The organism is Mesorhizobium sp. 113-1-2 (genome assembly GCF_016756475.1).
GTDB classification, from domain to species: domain Bacteria; phylum Pseudomonadota; class Alphaproteobacteria; order Rhizobiales; family Rhizobiaceae; genus Mesorhizobium; species Mesorhizobium loti_C.
The window spans coordinates 3,560,374-3,579,839 of the sequence record NZ_AP023242.1 but is presented as its reverse complement, the minus strand read 5'-3'; the positions used below and the strand labels follow the sequence as shown (position 1 = coordinate 3,579,839).

Genomic DNA, 19,466 nt, shown 5'->3' with positions numbered 1-19,466 from the left:
GCGGCTCCTAACCGCTGCGCCGCTTCCAACACGTGAAGGAGCGCTTTCCGGCCGGGGACCGGCAGCTCGCGCCTCGGTCACATTCGCCCGATCGCAGTCGCCCCATCACAGCGGCCCGATCACAGTCGCCCGATCACAGTCGATTGAGACAGCTCCGAACACCTTTGGGAATTGAGCGCGCGCTCTATATGGTGCGGCAAAACCCCAATCGGAGCCTCCACAATGACCCTCGCCACACGAAAACTCGGCAGCCAGGGGCTGCACGTCTCGGCCATCGGTCTCGGCTGCATGGGCATGAGCCAGTCCTACGGTCCGGCCGACGAGGCTGAATCCATCGCCACGCTGCACCGCGCCATCGAACTGGGCTGCACCTTCCTCGATACCGCCGAGGTCTATGGCCCGCACACCAACGAGGCACTGCTCGGTCGGGCGCTGAAGGGCAAGCGCGACCAGGTGACGATCGCCACCAAATTCGGCTTCCGCATCGAAAACAGCAAGCAGGTCGGCGGCGTCGACAGCCGACCCGAGCACATCAGAGAGGTTGTCGAAGCCTCGCTCCGCCGGCTCGCCACCGACCATATCGACCTGCTCTACCAGCACCGCGTCGACCCTGATGTGCCGATGGAGGATGTCGCCGGCACCGTCGGCGAACTGGTCGCGCAAGGCAAGGTGCGTTTCTTCGGACTGTCGGAGGCAGGTAGCGCCAACATAAGCCGCGCGCATGCCGTCTTTCCGGTCTCGGCGCTGCAGAGCGAATATTCGCTGTGGGAGCGCAACCTGGAGCCCGAGATCATCCCGCTGCTCAAAAAGCTCGGCATCGGACTGGTGCCCTTCTCACCCCTCGGCCGCGGCTTTCTCACCGGCGACGTCAAGCGTGCCGAGGATTATCCCGAGAGCGACTACCGCCGCAACGACCCGCGCTACCAGGGCGAGAATTACGACGCCAATGTCGAAGCGGCCACCAAGGTGCGCGACATCGCAACGGCCCGCGGCGTCAAGCCTGGACAGATCGCGCTGGCCTGGCTGCTTGGCAAGGGCAACGGCTTTGGCATTGACATCGTGCCGATCCCCGGCACCAAGCGCAGACAATATCTGGAGGAGAACATCGCCGCCGCCTCCCTGAAACTCGACGCCGCCGAAATGGCAGCACTCGACGAGGCGCTGGCGCCAGGAAAAATCTCCGGCCCACGCTATGGCGAGCGCGGCATGGCGATGGTGGATCGGTAGCGCCGCACTGGGTTCCATTTCCGGCCAACTAGCGCCGCTACGCACCGACCCGAAGCGGTCGATCGGCGCCAAGATCATCCAGCTTCATCAGGCGGTCTCGGAATTTGACTGCCGGCAAGAGCCCGCCACCGCGAAGCGGCGGGCTTGGATGACCTTGGATCACTGAATGATCTTGACGATCTTGCGTGTGTGAGGATCAACCACAACAGTTTGGTTGTCGACCACGACGTAGCGGTATTTGACGTTGGGAACTTCATGAAGTTCGACGGTATCGGGCAGAGCCGTGCCGACATTGAGCTCAACCCCTGGAAGCTTGACGGAAGCCAGCGGTTGCTTGTGCACATACTCCTTGATCACCGTTTCCTGCTCAGGCTGGATGACCACATCCTGAGCGGCGGCAGCGCCAACGCCAGCGAGAAGCAAAAGTCCTGCCGCGGCAGTGATAAGATGCATCCTCATGATTGTCTCCTTTCCTTTGCAAGCCCTTTCGCTGGGCGATTGAGATCATTTCGCAGCGCAGCAAGGGCTCCCGCCGTAACGCCGTCGGATGTGGGTTGTTCCTTCAAATTTCCGACTGCCGCTTTTGCCAATTCGCCTGGAACGAAGTTTTTTCGTCGAGGTTTATCCTGCGAAGGGACTGATGCTTTCGAGGAGACCTCCCATGAAGCATATTCTGATCACCAGCATGCTCGCGCTCGGCATCGGATGCGGTGCCGCGGTTGCCCAGACACAGCCAGCTGAAACCCAGTCGGGCGGTGACGCCAATTGCGCGGCCGGCGCGGCTAATTGTCAAAAAGGCTCAAAGATGAAGATGGGCGAGCAGGCCCAGGGCAAGGCAAAGGCCCAGACGGACCAGCAGGCTCAAGGCAAGCCCAAGGTCCAGACCGACGAGCAGGCCCAGGGCAAGGCCAAGGTCCAGACCGACCAGCAGGCCCAGGGCAAGGCCAAGGTCCAGACGGACCAGCAGGCCCAGGGCAAAGCAGGTGCGACCACCGATCAGCAGGCCCAGGGCAAGACCTCAACACAGACTGATCAGGGGTCGACTGCTTCCATCAGCAACGTGACTGTCGAACAGAAAACCCAGATCACCCAGGTCATCAAGGAGACCAGGGTCGAGCCGGTGTCGAATGTCGATTTCGACATTTCGGTCGGCATCGAGGTTCCCCGGCACAAAATCCGGTTGCATCGTCTGCCCGCGCGCATCGTCAAGATCGTGCCGGCCTACGAAAGCTACGAGTATTTCGTATTGGCCGATGGTCGGATCGTCATCGTCGATCCGGACACGTTGAAGATCGTCCTTATCCTGACCTGACCTTGTACCCATCGCACCGCCCGCCACATCCACGTGGCGGGCGTTTCTATGATAGGGCCGATGAACCGACTGAGCGATGGCCACCTCGCGGCATGGAGGCGGATCAGTGCAGCTATTGGAGTTCCGACCGCATTTGCTGGGGCAAGGCCGCTAGGATTTAGCTGTCAGGACGTCAAAGTGGATTTCAGCACCCGCCTGTTCGTCGAACAACACCGAGCAGCCTCGCGCAAGCGCTACCGTGGAAAGGGCGTTTGCCACGACGTCGTCCGGTGACACGAAATCGCCGGTCAGCACCCGCAACTCTTCGACGCCCTCAGCCATCGAGACAAAATTTCCGACCACTCGATCGTGCCTGCAGGCCTCGACCACGTAAAGCAGATCGACCATTTCGAAGCTGTGCATGTTCAGCCTCCAATAAAAATCGTCCCTTGCAGGATCATGAAACGCATTGGCTGAACATAGTGTTCCGGCGGGCTTGAGTTACCCCTATCGCCGCTCCGACCGGCGCCGTTTGGCGATGAGCTTGAGGATCGTTCGACCGCGCGCGCGTCGCGGCATCGACCATGCCATAAGCGATGGCCTCGAACCCGAAGGTGCCTAGATCCGTTTGAAATCGGCAAGGCCTAGCCGTATCCACTGCCCCTCTGCAAAGGCTAGAGCAAACGCCTCCAAAATTCCTCGACCATAAGCTGGAGTGCCCATACCTGCCTCACCATACGGCTGAGAATTCCCGCCAACGCTGATCCAGACACCCCGATTTTTTGCGATGATTGTGGAGCGTATCTGGGCACCTGGGATGAACTCCAAACCGACTTTGAGAGGCAAGGCTTAAGAATGGTGTCTTCCGCCTGAACAAGGGCCGTATCCAGCGGGTCGAATAGGACGTGCCCCGGCCAGATCGCGAGCGGCTGCATGCAAATCCATCTAGGCGCCAGCAATTGCCGTTTCTACCTCCCGCGCGGAATGACCTGTGAGATCCTTGGCGATTTCGCCTACCAGCACGGCCGATAGTTGCTGGTGATAGTGCTTGCGAAGTTCCCCCAGGGTTCGCGGAGCGGCGATGACAATCAGGTTGGCGATTCGTCCGTCCAGAACTTGTCGGTTGAGCAACCCGGCAGTTCCTGCCGCGAAACTGTCTTCTTCGATCTGACTGTTGTCGGGATTGGCGGAACTGCTCTGATGACGGGCGCCGGACCCCTTGTTCTCATTTGCCACGTCTTCAACCGCCGAGGCCGTCAGCTTCGGGTTGGCTTCGTCTCCGGAGTTGCGAAACAGGTTGAGTTTCTCTCCATCAGCTACTGCAACTGTCGCACCTTTGGGAATATTCATTTTAAGTCTCCAAAATTGCGCCAGTCGTTGGCTGATCCAATTCAAAGCCATCTGGCGTCGGCCTCAACGTTTCAACTCGCCATTGGATGCCTTGGATCGGAGCCTTTCGTCGAGGACCATCGGGATCGGAAAACCACATCGCGCCGCTGCGAGATGCCAGAGGCATCAAGGCGCGGCATTGAATGCGGAATGTCGTTCGTTCCCTAGCAGGCGCCGCCTACTGGCCGCTTTCGGCCCTTGAGGGCCAATTTTCATAGCATCCGTTTCAGCATCCCACCTGGAAGCCGCGAGCATGCTCGCAGTGGTCGTTTCTAACGAGCCGCTTCTGTTCCAGACCGATGATCTCAGGGTCGACGAGGCGCCAGGCAAAATCTCCGGCCCCGCTATGGCGAGCGCGGCATGGCGATGGTCGATCGGTAGCGCGCTAGGAGCATGGACGCCAAGGGCATGAACCGGTTTCGAAAAAACATGCCTAGAAAACAGATAGTTATCCTGACCCCGTCGGGATGGGCGGGCCCTGCCGGTGGCCGAGACGGGCTGGGAACGGACATCCGGAGGCGCTCGACCGAAAGGCCGATTGCGGGCGCCTGAGCGAACGCGATATCCCATTCAAATTGATGTATTCCCCAACGTAAGCATGTGATAATTAAGAATTCACTAATGAAAGCATCGCGGGGGATGCCATGCCGTCCTTTAGATGGGCTGTTATTGTCGCGCTTGCCGCGACGCTCAACAATACGACACCGATGATGGCCGCCGAAACAGTGGGCCAGGCAGTCGTGATCAAGACTGCTGTCACCGGCGCGACCGGACCGCTTGTGGTCAGCGCACCCGTTCATCGGGACGAACGTATCAAGACATCCAATACCGGGCTTGGCCAGTTCGTGTTCCTGGATGGCACCAAGCTGGCGGTGGGGTGGGGTTCTTCCGTCGTCATCGACAAGTACGTCTTCAGCGGTGAGAATTCGGTGAAGAACCTTACCGTGCGCGCCGCCAAGGGAACGTTTCGCTGGATAAGCGGAAGCTCGCCTTCGTCCGCCTACCAGATCGTGACGCCAGCAGGCACAATAGGCGTGCGGGGAACAGCATTCGATGTCCACATCGCGCCCAACGGCACAACCGCCGTCGTGCTCCTGAAGGGGGCGGCCCGATTCTGCAACGGCGGCGGATGCAGGGAACTGAAGCGGCGCTGCGATTGTGTGGTCGCGACGCCATCAGGCGCAATGACCGACGTCGTCAAGGTCAATCAATCGGTGCTCACCAGACTCGGCACCGCGCGGGCATTGCCGTTTCTGACCGGCAATCAGCAGCTTTCGGGCGGCTTTGGCGCGACCGGTTGCGGGCTTACCGCCTCCAGTCAGCGTGAGGGCACCGCGCCGCAGCGGCAGCGAACCTCACCGGCGCCCAATCCGCCCGGCCCACCCAGTCCGGGCACACCCGATCCGCCGAGCCCGCCAAGCCCGCCGAGCCCGCCGAGCCCGCCGGATCCGCCAGGCGACACGGATGACGGCAACAACGGCAATGGAAATGATCCGGGTCATCACGACCCAAGCAATCCCGGGAGAGGCCACGGCAATGGCCATGGCAGGGGATAGCCGCACTTTTGTCTTGGCGCGTCCGGTATTCGACGGTCAGGAATCGGAGCCGAATTGTTGTTCCGCATATCCGGCATTCGCTTCCACCGTCGCTCCCGCCCGTTTGGCAAGAAAGTCATCCGGTCGGCGCGATATCCGGCCATAGAAGTCCTGCAAGCCCGCCGGCAGGCCCGCGGCCGTGGCTTTGGCCGCCGCGATGATCTTTCGGCTGCGTGGCGAGCGCGAATGCAACGCCTCGACGAGCTTGCCGTGGAGAAGCCGCAACTCCGCAAAATCCGGCGACGAGGCAACATTTTCATCGCCGACGACGGCGTTGATTTTCGTCCTCGCGCTCTTTCCCTTGAGCTCCAGCGATCCCGCGTCGAGCACGGCCCAGCCTGCCAGCGATCGGACTGTGTCGTCGGACGCGAGGATGTCGAAATTCACCATCTTGCACGCTGTCTCGATACGCGCGGCGACGTTCACCGCATCGCCAACGGCCGAATAGTTGAATCGCGACTCCGCCCCCATGTTGCCGACGCAGGCGACGCCGGTATGGATCCCGATACCGATGCGGACCGTCTGCTCGGCCCCGAAACCGAATGCATCGCTCTCGTTGAGGCGGGCAATCGTCTCGCGCATGGCCAATGCCGCGCGAACGGCCTTCGCGGGATGATCCGCGACATCGATGGGGGCATTCCAAAAGGCCATGATCGAATCGCCGATGAACTTGTCGAGCGTGCCTTCATTGGCGGTGACATGACGGCTGAGCGCGTCGAGAAGCGTGTTCAGAAACCCCACGACGGCGGTGGGCGGCAGTCTTTCGCTGATCTGGGTGAAGTTTCGCACGTCGACAAACATCACGGTCAGCTCGCGGTCGTCGCCGCCAAGACGAAGTGCGTTGCGCGTGTGCTCGATGCGGTAGAGAAGCGATGGCGACAAATATTGGCCGAAGGCCCGCCGGATCGCGCGCCGCTCCCGGTCGGTCACCAGGAAGCGGAAAGAGGTTGTCGCGAAATGCGTGATCGAGCCCATGACGATCGGCGCAAACGGGTCGAACAGCAGTCCAGCGAGCGAAAAGGCAAACCATGATGCGACCAGCGCCAGGCCGGTGATCGCCAGGCCGCAGGCGAGCGCAATCGCGGGGCTTACGAAAATCGTGAGGATCACCAGAAGGCTGCCCAGCGTCGCGATCGACGCTATTTCCAGCCCGTTTGCCCAGTCGGGCCGCGACAGATAGTGGCCGGACAGTATCTGTTCAACCATCTGCGCATGGAGCGAGACGCCCGGCACGTTCTCACCGAGCGCCGTGACACGAATATCCTGCAGCCCGGCGGCGGAAGTGCCGACAAACACGATGCTGCCTTCGATCGCGGCCTTTGTTTCGGGCGAGACGCCGCCGGGTGCGAGCACGTTCTTCGCCGAAACATACCGTTCCGCCTTGTCGGGACTGACATAGAGCCAGAGTTCGCCGGCCGAGGTCACCGGGATAACGAAGTCGCCGATCTTGACGGAGGTCATTATGCCCTGCCGGTCCGGCGCGCCGGCAATGAGGTAGGTGGAGGCGCCTTGCGCTACCCTTATGGCTTCGAGGGCAAGACCGGGATAGAGCTGCTCACCATCCGTCAGAAAGAGTGGGGCTGCCCTCACCACGGCGGTCGATCTGCCCGGATTGAGGCTGATATGTCCGATGCCGGCGGCATTGGCCTCAAGCTGCGGCCGCAGCGGCGTGGCTGCCTTGACATGGGGAGGAGCATCGACCGGGCTCTCACCTATAAAGGCAATGCCGGCCTTCACTTGCGGCCGATAGTTGCCTTCGTTGGAGATGCCGTAACCCAGGATAACCGGCTTGCCGGCGATCGATTGGGCGAAGATTTCGTCATTGTCGGGCAAGCGATCGAGCAAGGCAGGGTCGACGCCTGGCACGGCGCGGACGACAGTGCGAGGCGACAGACGATCGGGCTCGGCGAAAACGATGTCGAATGCGATGGCTGCCGCACCAAGCTCCGTCAGTTTGTCGACCAGAGCCGCCATGCGATCCCTGGGCCATGGCCACTGCCCGAACTGCCGCAAGGAGGCCTCGTCGATGTCGACCACGCGGACGGGCATCGACTCGAACCTTCGGGGTGCCAGCCTCTGATATTGGTCGAACGTCGCTTCGCGGGCGAGCCGCAACGGTTGCGGGTCGCTCGCCCGGACAATGGTAAGCGCCGCGACCAGCGACAAGCCCAGGATGACGCCGGCCAACTGGGCGCGTGTCATCGCTTCTGCACCAGTTGCTGTGCCGCGTACCCTTCCTGCATGGTCCCGCCCCGGGAGTGGCCTTTCGAGCCTCGAGGCTAGGCTGCATTTTTCCAAGAGAATTAGCAATCGCTAACCTACAGCCCAACGGAGTAGCGCAGGTCCAGCGCCGGCGATTTGCGCAGCCATGAAGAGCTCGATCGGTTCCACATGGTCGACACCGGCGATGTCTAGCGTGCCGAGGATTGTCCCGAGGGCGACTACGGCCGCGGCAGGCACCGCCCTGCCGAACTTGTACGCCATCCTCGCGCGTGGTATCGATAGTGATGCGTGGACTGTTGACACTTATCGTGTTGGCGTTTGCCGCGACCAATGCTGCGGCGGGCAATACGCTGTTTGACGCCATAGCTGCCGGCGACAAAGCAGGTGTCGAGCGAGCCCTCGCGAGTGGTGCCGATGTCGACAGCCGGGCACGCGACCAGGCAACCCTCCTCATCGCTGCAGCGCTCGACAACCAGCTGGAAATCGCTGAACTCCTGCTCGGCAAAGGTGCCGACGTCATGGCGCGCAACTCGGGCGGCTTCACCCCACTTCATGCGGCGGCCTTCTCCGGCAGCCTGCCGATCGCCAAGTTGCTGCTGGAAAAAGGCGCGGTACTCGACGATGCCGCCAACAAGGCGGGAGCTACGCCGTTGTTGGTGGCCGGCGAGGAAAACCACCTAGAACTGGCCGAATTCCTGATTGCGAAAGGCGCCGATGTGAACCATCCCGAGGGTCATGGTTACATGCCGACAACGCGCGCATTCTGGAAGGGCAATACGGATATCATACGGCTGTTCAAACGCCACGGTGCTACCTGCCAAACCAAAATCCTTGGCGAGGTGAACGCGGCGAAGTGCGCGGAGATCCACGATTAACGGAGGATGCAGATGAGCACGATGATCAAGTCACGACTGGTTCGGAATTTGGGGGCTGCCCTGGTCGCTGTAGCTGCGGTCGCCGGCGCGGGATCGGCCTTGGCCGACGGTTCGGTAAACACCGGCTATTTCGGCGGCGTGGCGATCATGGGCTACGACACGGTCGCTTACTTCACTGACGGCAAGGCCGTGAAGGGCTCCGAAGAATTCACTTATGAATGGCTGGGGACACCTTGGCATTTCGCCAGCAAGAAACACCAGGAAATGTTCATGAGCGAACCGGTCAGGTACGCTCCTCAATATGGCGGCTACTGTGCTGGCGAAGTCGTGGGCGGTGGGGTCACGGTCAATGTCGATCCGGAAGCATTCAAGATTATCGACGGCAAACTCTACCTGATCTACGACGTCGGCAATGCGGACGATTTCGCCGCGCATGCGGCTGAAAACATACCGAAAGCCGATGCCAACTGGCCGAAGGTCGCGGCCAACCTGAAGCTCGATCAGTATCACTGAGACCGGGTCGTCCTACTGGACGACCATGAAGTGAAACACCTTGCTTGTATTGGCATAGGAGTAGCCTGTGCCGGCAGTGTCATTGCGTCTGTAGACAGGACCGCAGTCGGGGCGCCCGAACAGGTTCTCGCTCTGCTCGCACAAGAGTTCGCCATCGACGTAGACGGTCTCGGTGACCAGCCGCGTCGTCGTGCGGAAGGCCGCCTTGCCGTCGCTCCCGATCTGAAGGAAGGCTGGTTGCAGGCCGGGTTCGATCTGGCCTTGCAGTGTATGGCCAATGACGAGGGACGCGATCTCAGCACCCTTCAACTGGTCGTGCTCGTCCGGGGTAAAGCCATAGCGCCATTGGGGTAGGCCTGCCTGGCGCAGTGCGTTGACGAGGATCGCCAGATCCTGCGGGTTCCGGAAATGTGCATGAGTCATCTGCCACCCAGCCAAAGAGTCCACGTAGCTGGACCCTGCTACGAGGTGGAGCCCAGCTGCGATTTCGGCTTTCGCATCCGGTAGACGGCCGCCGCGGACATACGCCGCAGCGAGCGTAAACCGAAAGTTGCCAACCGTGGGCGCATCGTCGCGTGCGCGTTCGAGAGTCTCGATCGCTTTCTCGACATTCCCCTGCAGAAGAAAAACCAGCCCGGCAGCTTCCCGGTTGATGGGTGAAAGGTTGGGGTCGAGCCTGAGCGCTGTCTCGACCGCTGCGGCTGCCTCGGTATAATTGCCGGCGCATAACTGAACATATCCAAGGGCTGCTTGCGCCTCTGCATCGCCCGGACCGATTGAAACAGCCTTCTTGGCAGAGGCAATCGCATCTTCGTAGCGGCGATTCACGACCTGCATGATACCGAGAATTGCATAGGGCGATGAAAGGTCCGGTTCGAGTTCCAAAGCTCGGCTCGCCTTCTCATAGGCTCTCTTTTGTGCTGGCGCGCTCTGGATGATGTCGTTTAAGGCCTCGCGCCAGATATAGACGGTCGTGCGCGCGTCGGCCGCAAAGGCTTCGGCAAAAGCGGAGTCGAGCCCCTCCGCCTTTTCATAGAGCGCAAGCGCCTCCCGCAGCCCGGCCTGCAGGACGCTGCGTGACGCCGTCTCGGCTTGGAGATAGTAATCGTAGGCTTCGAGGTTTTCGGTCGGCGGGCGCGCCATGCGCTCGCTCTCCGCTGCCGAAGCCTGGATACCGAGCGCCTTGGCAATCTCCCCGCTCATCTCTTCCTGGACGGCAAACACGCCGGCCATGCCACGGTCGAACCGGTTGGCCCACAGATTCTCACCCGTTGCCGTATCGACGAGCTGGGCATTGAGGCGGATCTGCTCGCCGGTGCGGCGCACGCTCCCCTCGACGACGTAGCGGACGCCAAGGTCGCGCGCGACGTCCGCCAGCGCTGCAGGGTTGTTCTTGTAGGCGAACACCGAGTTGCGGGCGATGACATCGAGGCCGGAAAGTTTGGTGAGGTCGGTGATCAGATCCTCGGTGATGCCGTCAGCGAAATAATCCTGGCCTGGATCGCCGCCGAGATTTGCAAACGGCAGCACAGCAACCGATGGCCGCGACGACACCGAGAACTTCTGCCACGCAAAAATGCCGGCAAGCACGGCAAATGCCAGAGCCGCGGCGCCTGCCAGGATCATGACGCGCGATCCCGGCCGGTGTGGCGCGGCTGTGACCTTTCCCGATGCTGCGGGATCCAGCAGCAGCCGATAGGCGCGAACCGGATCAGCGATGTTCTTGAGGCGCTGCTCGCCGAGACTGGCAAAGCCGACATCAACCTTGTGCAGCGCATGATCGAACGCCGTGCCCGAGATGCATACACCTCCCGGCTCGGCCATGGCCTCGAGGCGAGCGGCGATGTTCACGCCATCTCCTTAGATGTCGTTTTCCTCGACAATGACGTCGCCGAGATTGACGCCGATGCGAAACCGGATCTGTCGGGCATCAGTGGCGCCCTTGTTGCGATCGGCCATCCGGCGTTGGATCATGGCAGCACACTGGACGGCATCGACGACGCTGGCGAACTCGACCAGCGCCCCGTCGCCCATGAGCTTGATAATGCGACCGTGGAATTCCTTGATCGCAGGGTCGACCAGTTCGCGACGGCAACTTTTCAACCGCTCGAGCGTGCCTACCTCGTCCTCGCCCATGAGGCGGCTGTAGCCAACCACATCGGCAGCAAGAATCGCGGTAAGCCTTCGCTCCATACTTGCCTGCGCCCTCCCCGGTCGATCACGCGGCTTCGCTGCAGCCTATTCCAGTCCCGCGTCGGACGCGAGCGTAAGCAGCCGCTTTCACTGAGACGCGTGCATCTACTGAATCACCGCGAAGTGGAACACCTTGCTTGAGTTGACGAAGGAATAGCCGCCGCCTCCATCGTCACGACGTTTATAGACGGGTCCGCAGTCCGGGCGCCCGAACATATTCTCGCTCAGCTCGCACAAAAGGTCGCCATCCACACGGACAGTCTCGGTGACCAGCCGCGTCGTGGAGCGGAAGGCAGCCTTGCCGTCGCTCCCGATCTGGAGGAAGGCTGGTTGGAGACCAGGTTCAAGCTGGCCCTGCAGCGTATGGCCCAGCACAAGCGAGGCGATCTCCTCGCCCTTCAAGCGGTTGTGTTCGTCGCCGGTGAAGCCGAACGGCCATTCGGGCAAGCCCGCCTGCTGCAACGCGTCGATGATGAGAGCCAAATCGCGCGGGTTACGGTATTGGGCACCGTTGAGCCGATATGCAGACAATGAATCGGACCCAGCTGTCGACGTGGAACGTAGTCCCTCGGCGACCGCCGCTCTTGCATCGGGCAAACGGCCGGCGCGGGCGTAGGCCGCAGCGAGGTCAATCCTGAAATCTCCAACTGACGGCGCCTCGTCGCGGGCGCGTTCGAGCGCCTCGATCGCCTTGTCGGTGTTGCCTTGAATGAGAAAGACCAGACCGGCAATTTGCCGGTTGATGGGGGAAAGGTTGGGATCGAGCCTGAGCGCCGTCTCGACGGCAACGGCTGCCTCGGCATGATTGCCGGCAAACAGCTGGACATATCCCCGCGCGATCTGCGTCTCGGCATCTCCGGGGCCGAGCGCGACGGCTCGCTCGGCCGAAGCGATGGCTTCCTCGTAGCGACGGTCCACGACCTGCATGACGCCGAGAATCGCATAAGGCGACGAAAGGTCCGGGTCGAGCTGCAGCGCACGGCTTGCCTTCTCATAGGCGCGCTTGCGCGCGGGCGCGCTCTGCATGATGTCGTTGAACGATTCGCGCCAGATATAGACTGTCATGCTTGCATCCGCCGCGAAGGCTTCGGCAAAAGCGGGGTCGAGCTCCTCCGCCTTGTCGTAGAGCGTGAGCGCCTCCCGCAGCCCGTCGCGCCGGCCGGTCCGTGCCGTCTGCTCGGCCCGAAGGTAGAAGTCGTAGGCTTCGAGGTTTTCGGTCGGCGGGCGCGCCATGCGCTCGCTCTCCGCTGCCGAAGCCTGGATACCGAGCGCCTTGGCGATCTCCCCGCTCATCTCTTCCTGGACGGCAAACACGCCGGCCATGCCACGGTCGAACCGGTTGGCCCACAGATTCTCACCCGTTGCCGTATCGACGAGCTGGGCATTGAGGCGGATCTGCTCGCCGGTGCGGCGCACGCTCCCCTCGACGACGTAGCGGACGCCAAGGTCGCGCGCGACGTCCGCCAGCGCTGCAGGCTTGTTCTTGTAGGCGAACACCGAGTTGCGGGCGATGACATCGAGGCCGGAAAGTTTGGTGAGGTCGGTGATCAGATCCTCGGTGATGCCGTCAGCGAAATAATCCTGGCCTGGATCGCCGCCGAGATTTGCAAACGGCAGCACAGCAACCGATGGCCGCGACGACACCGAGAACTTCTGCCACGCAAAAATGCCGGCAAGCACGGCAAATGCCAGAGCCGCGGCGCCTGCCAGGATCATGACGCGTGGGCCCGGCCGGTGTGGCGCGGCTGTGACCTTTCCCGATGCTGCGGGATCCAGCAGCAGCCGATAGGCGCGAACCGGATCGGCGATGTTCTTGAGGCGCTGCTCGCCGAGACTGGCAAAGCCGACATCAACCTTGTGCAGCGCATGATCGAACGCCGTGCCCGAGATGCATACACCTCCCGGCTCGGCCATCGACTCCAGTCGCGCGGCGATGTTGACGCCATCGCCGTAGATGTCATTTTCCTCGACAATGACGTCGCCGAGATTGACGCCGATGCGAAACCGGATCTGCCGGGCATCAGCGGTGCCTTTGTTGCGATCGGCCATCCGGCGTTGGATCACGGCGGCGCACTGGACGGCATCGACGACGCTCGCGAACTCGACCAGCGCCCCGTCGCCCATGAGCTTGATAATGCGACCGTGGAATTCCTTGATCGCGGGGTCGACCAGTTCGCGACGGCAACCCTTCAATCGTTCGAGCGTGCCTACCTCGTCCTCGCCCATGAGGCGGCTGTAGCCAACCACATCGGCAGCAAGAATCGCGGTAAGCCTTCGCTCCATACTTGCCTGCGCCCTCCCCGGTCGATCAAGCAGCTTCGCTGCAGCCTATTCTAGTCCCGCGTCGGATGCGAGCGTACGCGACCGCTATCGGGAGGATGGCGGGTTACTCAGTATGCGCGACGCGCCGATCCTTCCATCCGCGAGTCCTGAACGGAATGCTCTTCGACAAGATGTCCGCTTAGGTATGACGCGAAGTCGGTGCAACCTGATGCCACGCTTGACTTGCTCATATGTTTCATAATAAATCATACATAATAATGTTAAAAAAGACGACGCGTCTGGGAGCATCTATGAAAATTACGGCCATCAAGGCGCTCGTCTGCAATGCGGAAATGCGCAACTGGGTTTTCGTTCGGGTCGAAACCGATGAGACCGGTCTGTTCGGCTGGGGTGAGGCAACGCTGGAATGGAAGACGCGTGCCGTCGTTGGCGCGCTTCAGGATCTTGAGGCACTGCTCATCGGGCAGGATCCGCGCAATGTGGAGCAGTGCTACCAGATCCTGACGCGCCACGGTTTCTGGCGCCTCGGCGTCGAAGGAATGTCGGCCGTCAGCGGCATCGAGATCGCGCTCTGGGACATTCTGGGCAAGTCGCTGGGCATTCCGGTCTGGCGGCTTCTCGGCGGCAAGGTCCGCGACCATCTGCGCACCTACACGCATCTCGGCCTCGGCGACATGAAGGCGGTCTATGAGAGCGGGTCGGTGGACACGATCGTCGAACGCGGACGCATCGTCACCCAGGCCGGCTACGACGCGGTCAAGGTCGTCTGCATTCCCTACACCCACTATGTCTCGCCGGCGAAGGCGGTCGACTCCGTCGCCAATATGGTTGGCGCGCTGCGCGAGGCCGTTGGTCCCGATATCGACATCATGGTCGACTTCCACGGACGCCCGGCCTCCGTCAACGCGGCGATGGACTATCTCAAGGCGATCGAACCGGCCCGCATCATGTTCGCCGAAGAGCCGGTGCCGCCCGAGGATGTCGCCGGCCTGGCGCATATCACCGCGCGATCGGCGGTCCCCATCGCGTCCGGCGAGCGGCTGATCGGACGCCGCGAGTTCACGCAGTCGATCGCGGCGCGTGCGTTCAACATTGCCCAGCCCGATATCTGCCATACCGGCGGTCTGCTCGAGACCAAGAAGATCGCGGCTCTGGCGGAAACCGCAGGCATCGGCCTTGCGCCGCACAACCCTCTCGGCCCGATCGCCGGAGTCGCGGCGCTTCACTTCGGCATATCGACGCCGAACGTCATCATCCAGGAGGAGATGTCGGGCGCGGTCGCCTGGTACGATGACGTCGTCACCTGGCCGATCGATCGCAAACCCGGCCGCTGGGACGTGCCCGATCTGCCGGGCCTTGGCGTCACCGTGAATGAAGATGTCATCGCGCGCCACCCCTTCAAGCAGGAAGTGCTGCATGCCCGCAACGCCGTCATGCCCGACGGCACCGTGGTCGATTGGTGAGCGCCATGACAGGCAGGCTTCAGGGAAAGACCGCAATCGTCACCGGCGCCGGCCAGGGCATCGGCGCCGCCACCGCCCGGGCCTTTGCGCTGCAAGGAGCAAGGACCGTGATTGCCGAGCTCAACGCAACAACCGGCAAGGCGCTCGCCGACGAATTGCGTGCCAAGGGCACTGATGCCCTTTTCGTCGAAACCGATGTCACCGACAAAGCGGCGGTGGCCGACATGGTGGCCAAGACGATCGCGGCCTATGGCGGCGTCGATGTTCTCGTCAACAATGCCGGCGCCAATGTCTTCCACGAACCTTTGCTGATGCCGGACGAGGAATGGGACCGCTGTCTCAGGCTCGACCTTGAGGCCGCGTGGTTCTGCGCCAGGGCGGTGTTGCCGACGATGCTGGCGAAGGGTTCGGGGTCGATCGTCAACATAGCCAGCTGCCACGCCTTCAAGATCATTCCCCACACATTCCCCTATCCAGTTGCCAAGCATGCGCTTGTCGGCCTGACCCGCTCGCTCGGCATCGAATATGCGGCGCGCGGCATCCGCGTGAACGCGATCGCTCCCGGTTACATCGAGACGCCGATCGCGCGAGCCTATTGGAACACCTTTCCAGACCCGGCCGAGGAGAAGCGGCGGGCCTACGACCTTCATCCGCCCAAGCGCATTGGCCGGCCGGACGAAGTTGCAATGACGGCGGTTTTCCTCGCTTCGGACGAAGCGCCGTTCATCAATGCCGAGACGATCACCATCGATGGTGGACGCTCGGTTCTCTACCACGACTGACAACCAAGCTGGGAGGATCCACATGAAAACGACGACAAAGGCTCTGGCAACATTGGCGATACTGGCCGCCGGACTGATGGCTGGCGCGGCAAGCGCCGACGACATCAAGATCGGCTACATCAACAAGATGGGCGAGCATCCATGGTTCGTCGCCGAAGTCGGCGGCGCCAAGAAAGCGGCCGAGGCGGCCGGCGCCACCTTCGTGTCGCAAGACGTTCAGTTCGACTCCAATCTGACGATCACCACCTTCGACACGATGGTCGGCGACGGCGTCAAGGGCATCGCCATCGTCGTTCCCGACAAGGCGCTCGGACCGGTCATCGCCGAGAAGGCCAAGGCGGCGAAAATCCCCCTGGTGGCCGTCGATGACGACATCTACTACCAGGACGGCACCCAGGTCCCCTATGTCGGCATGAATGCCTACAATATCGGTGCGCGGGTGGGCGAAGAACTGGCCAAGCTCTATAAGGCCGGTGGCTGGGCCGGCAAGGAGGTGCGTATCGCCTCGATCGAGGACCGCAAGGCCGACACCTGCATGCAGCGCAACAAGGGGGCCGAGGAAGCGTTCCTGAAGGCGGTGCCCGATTTCAAGCCGGCAAACATCCTTCGCGTCCCCTACGACAACACGATGGTCAACGCCATCGACGTCATGACCACCACATTGACGGCCAATCCCGGCGTCACCAACTGGATCTTCTATTCCTGCAACGATGACGGCGTGCTGGGTGCGTCGCGAGCGCTGGAAAACGCCGGCTATGGCGCGGACCAGGGCATGGGCATCGGCATTGACGGCAGCCGCGCCTGCGAAGCCTTCGGATCAGGCAAGCCTTCGGCATTCCGTGGTACGATGTGGCTCAATTCGGCGAACCATGGCGCGCTGGCGGTGAAGATCCTGCTGGCCTCGATCAAGGACGGAACGAAGCTGCCCGTTCAGTCCTTCACCGACCCGGAATACATCACCGCCGACAATTTTGCATCGGACTACAAGGCCAAGCTCTGCCACTGAGCCGGACCTGCGTCATGCGTCCTCAGGGGCGCATGACGCTTCCAGTTGGCAGGTTCGCTGGCTGCCATGCCACCGAACACGATCGATCCTTGGGAGTGAGCCTTGACGCAATCGGACTTCTTCTCGCTCGACGGCATATCGAAACGCTTCGGCGTCGTGCAGGCGCTCGACAACGTTTCGATCGCCTTCCGGCCAGGCGAGGTGCTCGCCCTGGTCGGCGAGAACGGGGCCGGCAAATCGACGATGATGCGCATTCTCGAGGGTGTGTTCGGACCGGACACCGGCACCGTGCGGTACGGTTCCACGCCGATCGTTTTCGGCGAACCGCGCGACAGCCACCGGGCCGGAATACGCGTCATCCATCAGGAGCCGGAGATCGTTCCGAACCTGACGGTGGCCGAGAACATTTTCGTCGGCGAATTGCCTCGCCTGGCAGGCGTCCTGCTCGACTGGCGCAAGCTGGAGGAGCAGACCAACCGGGTGCTTGCGACCTTCGGCATGCAGCAGGACATGCGGCCACGCCAGCTCAGCGCCACGCTCGGCCCGGCGCAACGCCAGATGATCGAGATCATGCGCGCCATCCGTGCCGGCGGCCGGCTGATCGCCTTCGACGAGCCGACCTCGTCGCTGACCGATGATGAAGCGCTGCGCCTGTTTTCCGTCATCCGCCGGCTGCGCGAGGACGGCACGTCGATCATCTACATCTCTCACCGGCTGAACGAGGTCATCGACCTTGCCGACCGTATTGTCGTGTTGCGCGACGGCAGGCTGGTCGACGATTCGCCGGCGGCCGGCGCCAGCGAGCAGACCATCGCCAAGCTCATGGTCGGCCGCGACATCGCCGATCTGTTCACCCGCGAGAGCTGGCGGTCCGGGGAACAATTGCTGGAGGTGGCGGGGTTGACCACCGACCGTGTCAGCGATGTCAGCCTCAGGGTTCGTCGCGGCGAAGTGCTCGGCATCGCCGGCCTCATGGGTGCGGGCCGCTCCGAACTGGCAAAGGCGATTGTCGGCTACGACCGGCGCATCGCCGGCACCATAGCCATGAACGGCGTGCCCGTTCTCCCCAACAGTCCGCATGCGGCGATCGTCGCGGGCATCGGCTTTGCTCCCGAAGACCGCAAGCACGAGGCGTTGCTCTTGTTCCGAAGCATTCTCGACAACGCAGCGCTTTGCGTGCCCGACAAGACGTCGAGCTTCGGCTTCTTCAACCGGCGCAAGGCGCTGGAGATTGTCTCGCCTCTGGCAGCCAAGATGTCGATCAAGGCACCCAACCTCGACGAGCAGGTTTCGAAACTGTCGGGTGGCAATCAGCAGAAGGTCGTTCTGGCGCGCTGGCTTGCCCGGCAGCCGATGCTGCTCATCCTAGACGAACCGACGCGCGGCATCGACATCGGCGCCAAGGCGGAAATCTACCGGCTGATCGATGAACTCGCGGCAAGCGGCATCGGTATCATCTTGATTTCCTCGGAAATGCCGGAACTGATCGGCCTCGCCGACAGGGTTCTTGTCATGGCGGGAGGCCGCATCACGGCAGAACTTGCCCGCCCCGGCATCGACGAGGCGACGATCCTCAAACACGCCATGCCGCAATCCGCACCAGCGCCCGGAGACCATATTCAATGAACAGCCTCGAGCTTCGCGCATCGAAAGCGCAGACCGACGCCAGGGGCCTTTCCACGCGACTTGTGGAGCGCCTTGGCGTTCACAACATCAGCCTTCTGGTGGCGCTCGCCATTCTCGTCGTCATCTTCGGTTCGCTGCGCGGCGATGTGTTCTTCTCCAGCCGAAACCTGCTCAACATCGGTCTCGGCATCACCATTCTCGGCGTGCTGGCGATGAGCCAGACCGTGGTCATCGTCGGCGGCGGTCTCGATATCGCCGTCGGCGCCACTGTCGGTCTGACCACGGTCTCGACGGCAATGGCCATCCAGGCGACCGGGTCGCCGGCGGCCGGCATCGTTGCCGGCCTGGTGCTTGGCGGTCTTGCCGGTCTCGTCAACGGCATCATCATCACCTACGGGCGGGTCAACGCGGTCATTGCCACGCTCGGCACCATGGCGATCTTTCGCGGCATCGCCTTCATCATGTCCGACGGCCAGTCGATCGCCATCTTCAGCGACACGTTCCGGTTCATCGGCATCGGACGCATCCTCGGCCTGCCCCTGCTGGTCTGGATTCTGGTGCTGACGGCAATCGCATTCCACCTCTTCCTCGCGCGTTCGATTGTCGGCCGCAACATCTATGCGCTCGGCGGCAATCCCGTCGTCGCCCGCTTCTCCGGCATCAACATCAACCGCTACCGCGTCGGCATCTACATCATGAGTGGCGTTGCCGCCGGATTGGCCGGGATCCTGCTGGCCGCCCGTACCGGTTCGGGTCAGCCCGTATCCGGATCCCAGGGCCTGGAACTCGAGGCCATCACGGCGGCCGTACTGGGTGGCTGTGCCTTGCAGGGCGGCAAGGGCACGATTGTCGGCGCGCTGCTCGGCGTCGCCATCATTGGCGTGCTCAACAACGGAATGATACTGACGTCCGTGCCAACCTTCTATCAATTGCTTGCAAAAGGCTCACTGCTGATCCTTGCTGTGGTCATTGCCGAGTACCACTTGAACAGGACATGACG

At 62.1% G+C, this 19,466-nt stretch carries 15 protein-coding genes and 1 pseudogene; 10 read left to right on the top strand and 6 right to left on the bottom strand.

What is annotated here, in order from left to right:
* Nucleotides 1-222: 222 nt before the first annotated feature.
* Nucleotides 223-1,227 (top strand): aldo/keto reductase, encoded by a 1,005-nt coding sequence (locus JN279_RS17275; protein ID WP_096447854.1) that lies wholly within the window; start codon nucleotides 223-225, stop codon nucleotides 1,225-1,227.
* A gap of 159 nt (nucleotides 1,228-1,386) precedes the next feature.
* Here JN279_RS17275 and JN279_RS17270 read toward each other — a convergent pair whose 3' ends face one another.
* A complete protein-coding gene (locus JN279_RS17270) occupies nucleotides 1,387-1,686 on the bottom strand; it encodes a DUF1236 domain-containing protein (protein WP_096447858.1) in 300 nt (99 codons plus the stop codon).
* A gap of 202 nt (nucleotides 1,687-1,888) precedes the next feature.
* On the opposite strand from JN279_RS17270, the gene JN279_RS17265 reads away from it, so the two are divergent.
* Nucleotides 1,889-2,539 carry a DUF1236 domain-containing protein gene (locus JN279_RS17265; protein WP_096447860.1) on the top strand — a complete coding sequence of 217 codons (651 nt, stop codon included), beginning with the start codon at nucleotides 1,889-1,891 and terminating at the stop codon, nucleotides 2,537-2,539.
* A 150-nt stretch (nucleotides 2,540-2,689) separates the two neighbouring features.
* On the opposite strand, the gene JN279_RS17260 is transcribed toward JN279_RS17265, so the two are convergent.
* Nucleotides 2,690-2,941, bottom strand: a complete 252-nt coding sequence (locus JN279_RS17260) for a hypothetical protein (RefSeq protein ID WP_096447862.1) — start codon at nucleotides 2,939-2,941, stop codon at nucleotides 2,690-2,692.
* Between the two features lie 522 nt (nucleotides 2,942-3,463).
* Nucleotides 3,464-3,868 carry a host attachment family protein gene (locus tag JN279_RS17255; protein ID WP_202353467.1) on the bottom strand — a complete coding sequence of 135 codons (405 nt, stop codon included), beginning with the start codon at nucleotides 3,866-3,868 and terminating at the stop codon, nucleotides 3,464-3,466.
* 749 nt (nucleotides 3,869-4,617) lie between these two features.
* Between JN279_RS17255 and JN279_RS17250 the strand changes: the two genes are divergently transcribed.
* A complete protein-coding gene (locus tag JN279_RS17250; RefSeq protein ID WP_446720412.1) occupies nucleotides 4,618-5,463 on the top strand; it encodes a FecR family protein in 846 nt (281 codons plus the stop codon).
* Between the two features lie 36 nt (nucleotides 5,464-5,499).
* On the opposite strand, the gene JN279_RS17245 is transcribed toward JN279_RS17250, so the two are convergent.
* Nucleotides 5,500-7,704 (bottom strand): CHASE2 domain-containing protein, encoded by a 2,205-nt coding sequence (locus JN279_RS17245; RefSeq protein ID WP_202353466.1) that lies wholly within the window; start codon nucleotides 7,702-7,704, stop codon nucleotides 5,500-5,502.
* Between the two features lie 305 nt (nucleotides 7,705-8,009).
* Here JN279_RS17245 and JN279_RS17240 point away from each other — a divergent pair, with 305 nt between their 5' ends.
* Together JN279_RS17240 and JN279_RS17235 are read left to right on the top strand one after the other, a co-directional pair.
* Nucleotides 8,010-8,600 carry an ankyrin repeat domain-containing protein gene (locus tag JN279_RS17240; protein ID WP_096447870.1) on the top strand — a complete coding sequence of 197 codons (591 nt, stop codon included), beginning with the start codon at nucleotides 8,010-8,012 and terminating at the stop codon, nucleotides 8,598-8,600.
* A gap of 12 nt (nucleotides 8,601-8,612) precedes the next feature.
* Complete coding sequence (locus tag JN279_RS17235) at nucleotides 8,613-9,113, top strand: YHS domain-containing (seleno)protein (protein ID WP_446720411.1); 501 nt, start codon at nucleotides 8,613-8,615, stop codon at nucleotides 9,111-9,113.
* Nucleotides 9,114-9,125: 12 nt separating this feature from the next.
* On the opposite strand, the pseudogene JN279_RS17230 reads toward JN279_RS17235, so the two are convergent.
* Together JN279_RS17230 and JN279_RS17225 are read right to left on the bottom strand one after the other, a co-directional pair.
* Nucleotides 9,126-11,306, bottom strand: a pseudogene (locus JN279_RS17230) (adenylate/guanylate cyclase domain-containing protein).
* 105 nt (nucleotides 11,307-11,411) lie between these two features.
* Nucleotides 11,412-13,589, bottom strand: coding sequence for an adenylate/guanylate cyclase domain-containing protein (locus tag JN279_RS17225; RefSeq protein WP_202353464.1), 2,178 nt, complete (start codon nucleotides 13,587-13,589; stop codon nucleotides 11,412-11,414).
* A 290-nt stretch (nucleotides 13,590-13,879) separates the two neighbouring features.
* Here JN279_RS17225 and dgoD point away from each other — a divergent pair, with 290 nt between their 5' ends.
* From dgoD to JN279_RS17200, 5 genes are all read left to right on the top strand, one after another.
* Nucleotides 13,880-15,052: a galactonate dehydratase gene (gene dgoD / locus JN279_RS17220; protein ID WP_202353463.1), complete on the top strand. Its 1,173-nt coding sequence runs from the start codon at nucleotides 13,880-13,882 to the stop codon at nucleotides 15,050-15,052.
* Nucleotides 15,053-15,057: 5 nt separating this feature from the next.
* Nucleotides 15,058-15,834: an SDR family oxidoreductase gene (locus tag JN279_RS17215; protein WP_202353462.1), complete on the top strand. Its 777-nt coding sequence runs from the start codon at nucleotides 15,058-15,060 to the stop codon at nucleotides 15,832-15,834.
* A 22-nt stretch (nucleotides 15,835-15,856) separates the two neighbouring features.
* Complete coding sequence (locus JN279_RS17210; RefSeq protein ID WP_096447882.1) at nucleotides 15,857-16,840, top strand: substrate-binding domain-containing protein; 984 nt, start codon at nucleotides 15,857-15,859, stop codon at nucleotides 16,838-16,840.
* Nucleotides 16,841-16,942: 102 nt separating this feature from the next.
* The gene (locus JN279_RS17205) at nucleotides 16,943-18,466 is read left to right on the top strand and encodes a sugar ABC transporter ATP-binding protein (RefSeq protein WP_202353461.1); all 1,524 of its coding nucleotides are present in this window, start codon (nucleotides 16,943-16,945) and stop codon (nucleotides 18,464-18,466) included.
* Nucleotides 18,463-19,464, top strand: a complete 1,002-nt coding sequence (locus JN279_RS17200; protein ID WP_202353460.1) for an ABC transporter permease — start codon at nucleotides 18,463-18,465, stop codon at nucleotides 19,462-19,464. The genes JN279_RS17205 and JN279_RS17200 overlap by 4 nt, the downstream gene beginning before the upstream one ends.
* The last annotated feature ends 2 nt before the right edge of the window (nucleotides 19,465-19,466 follow it).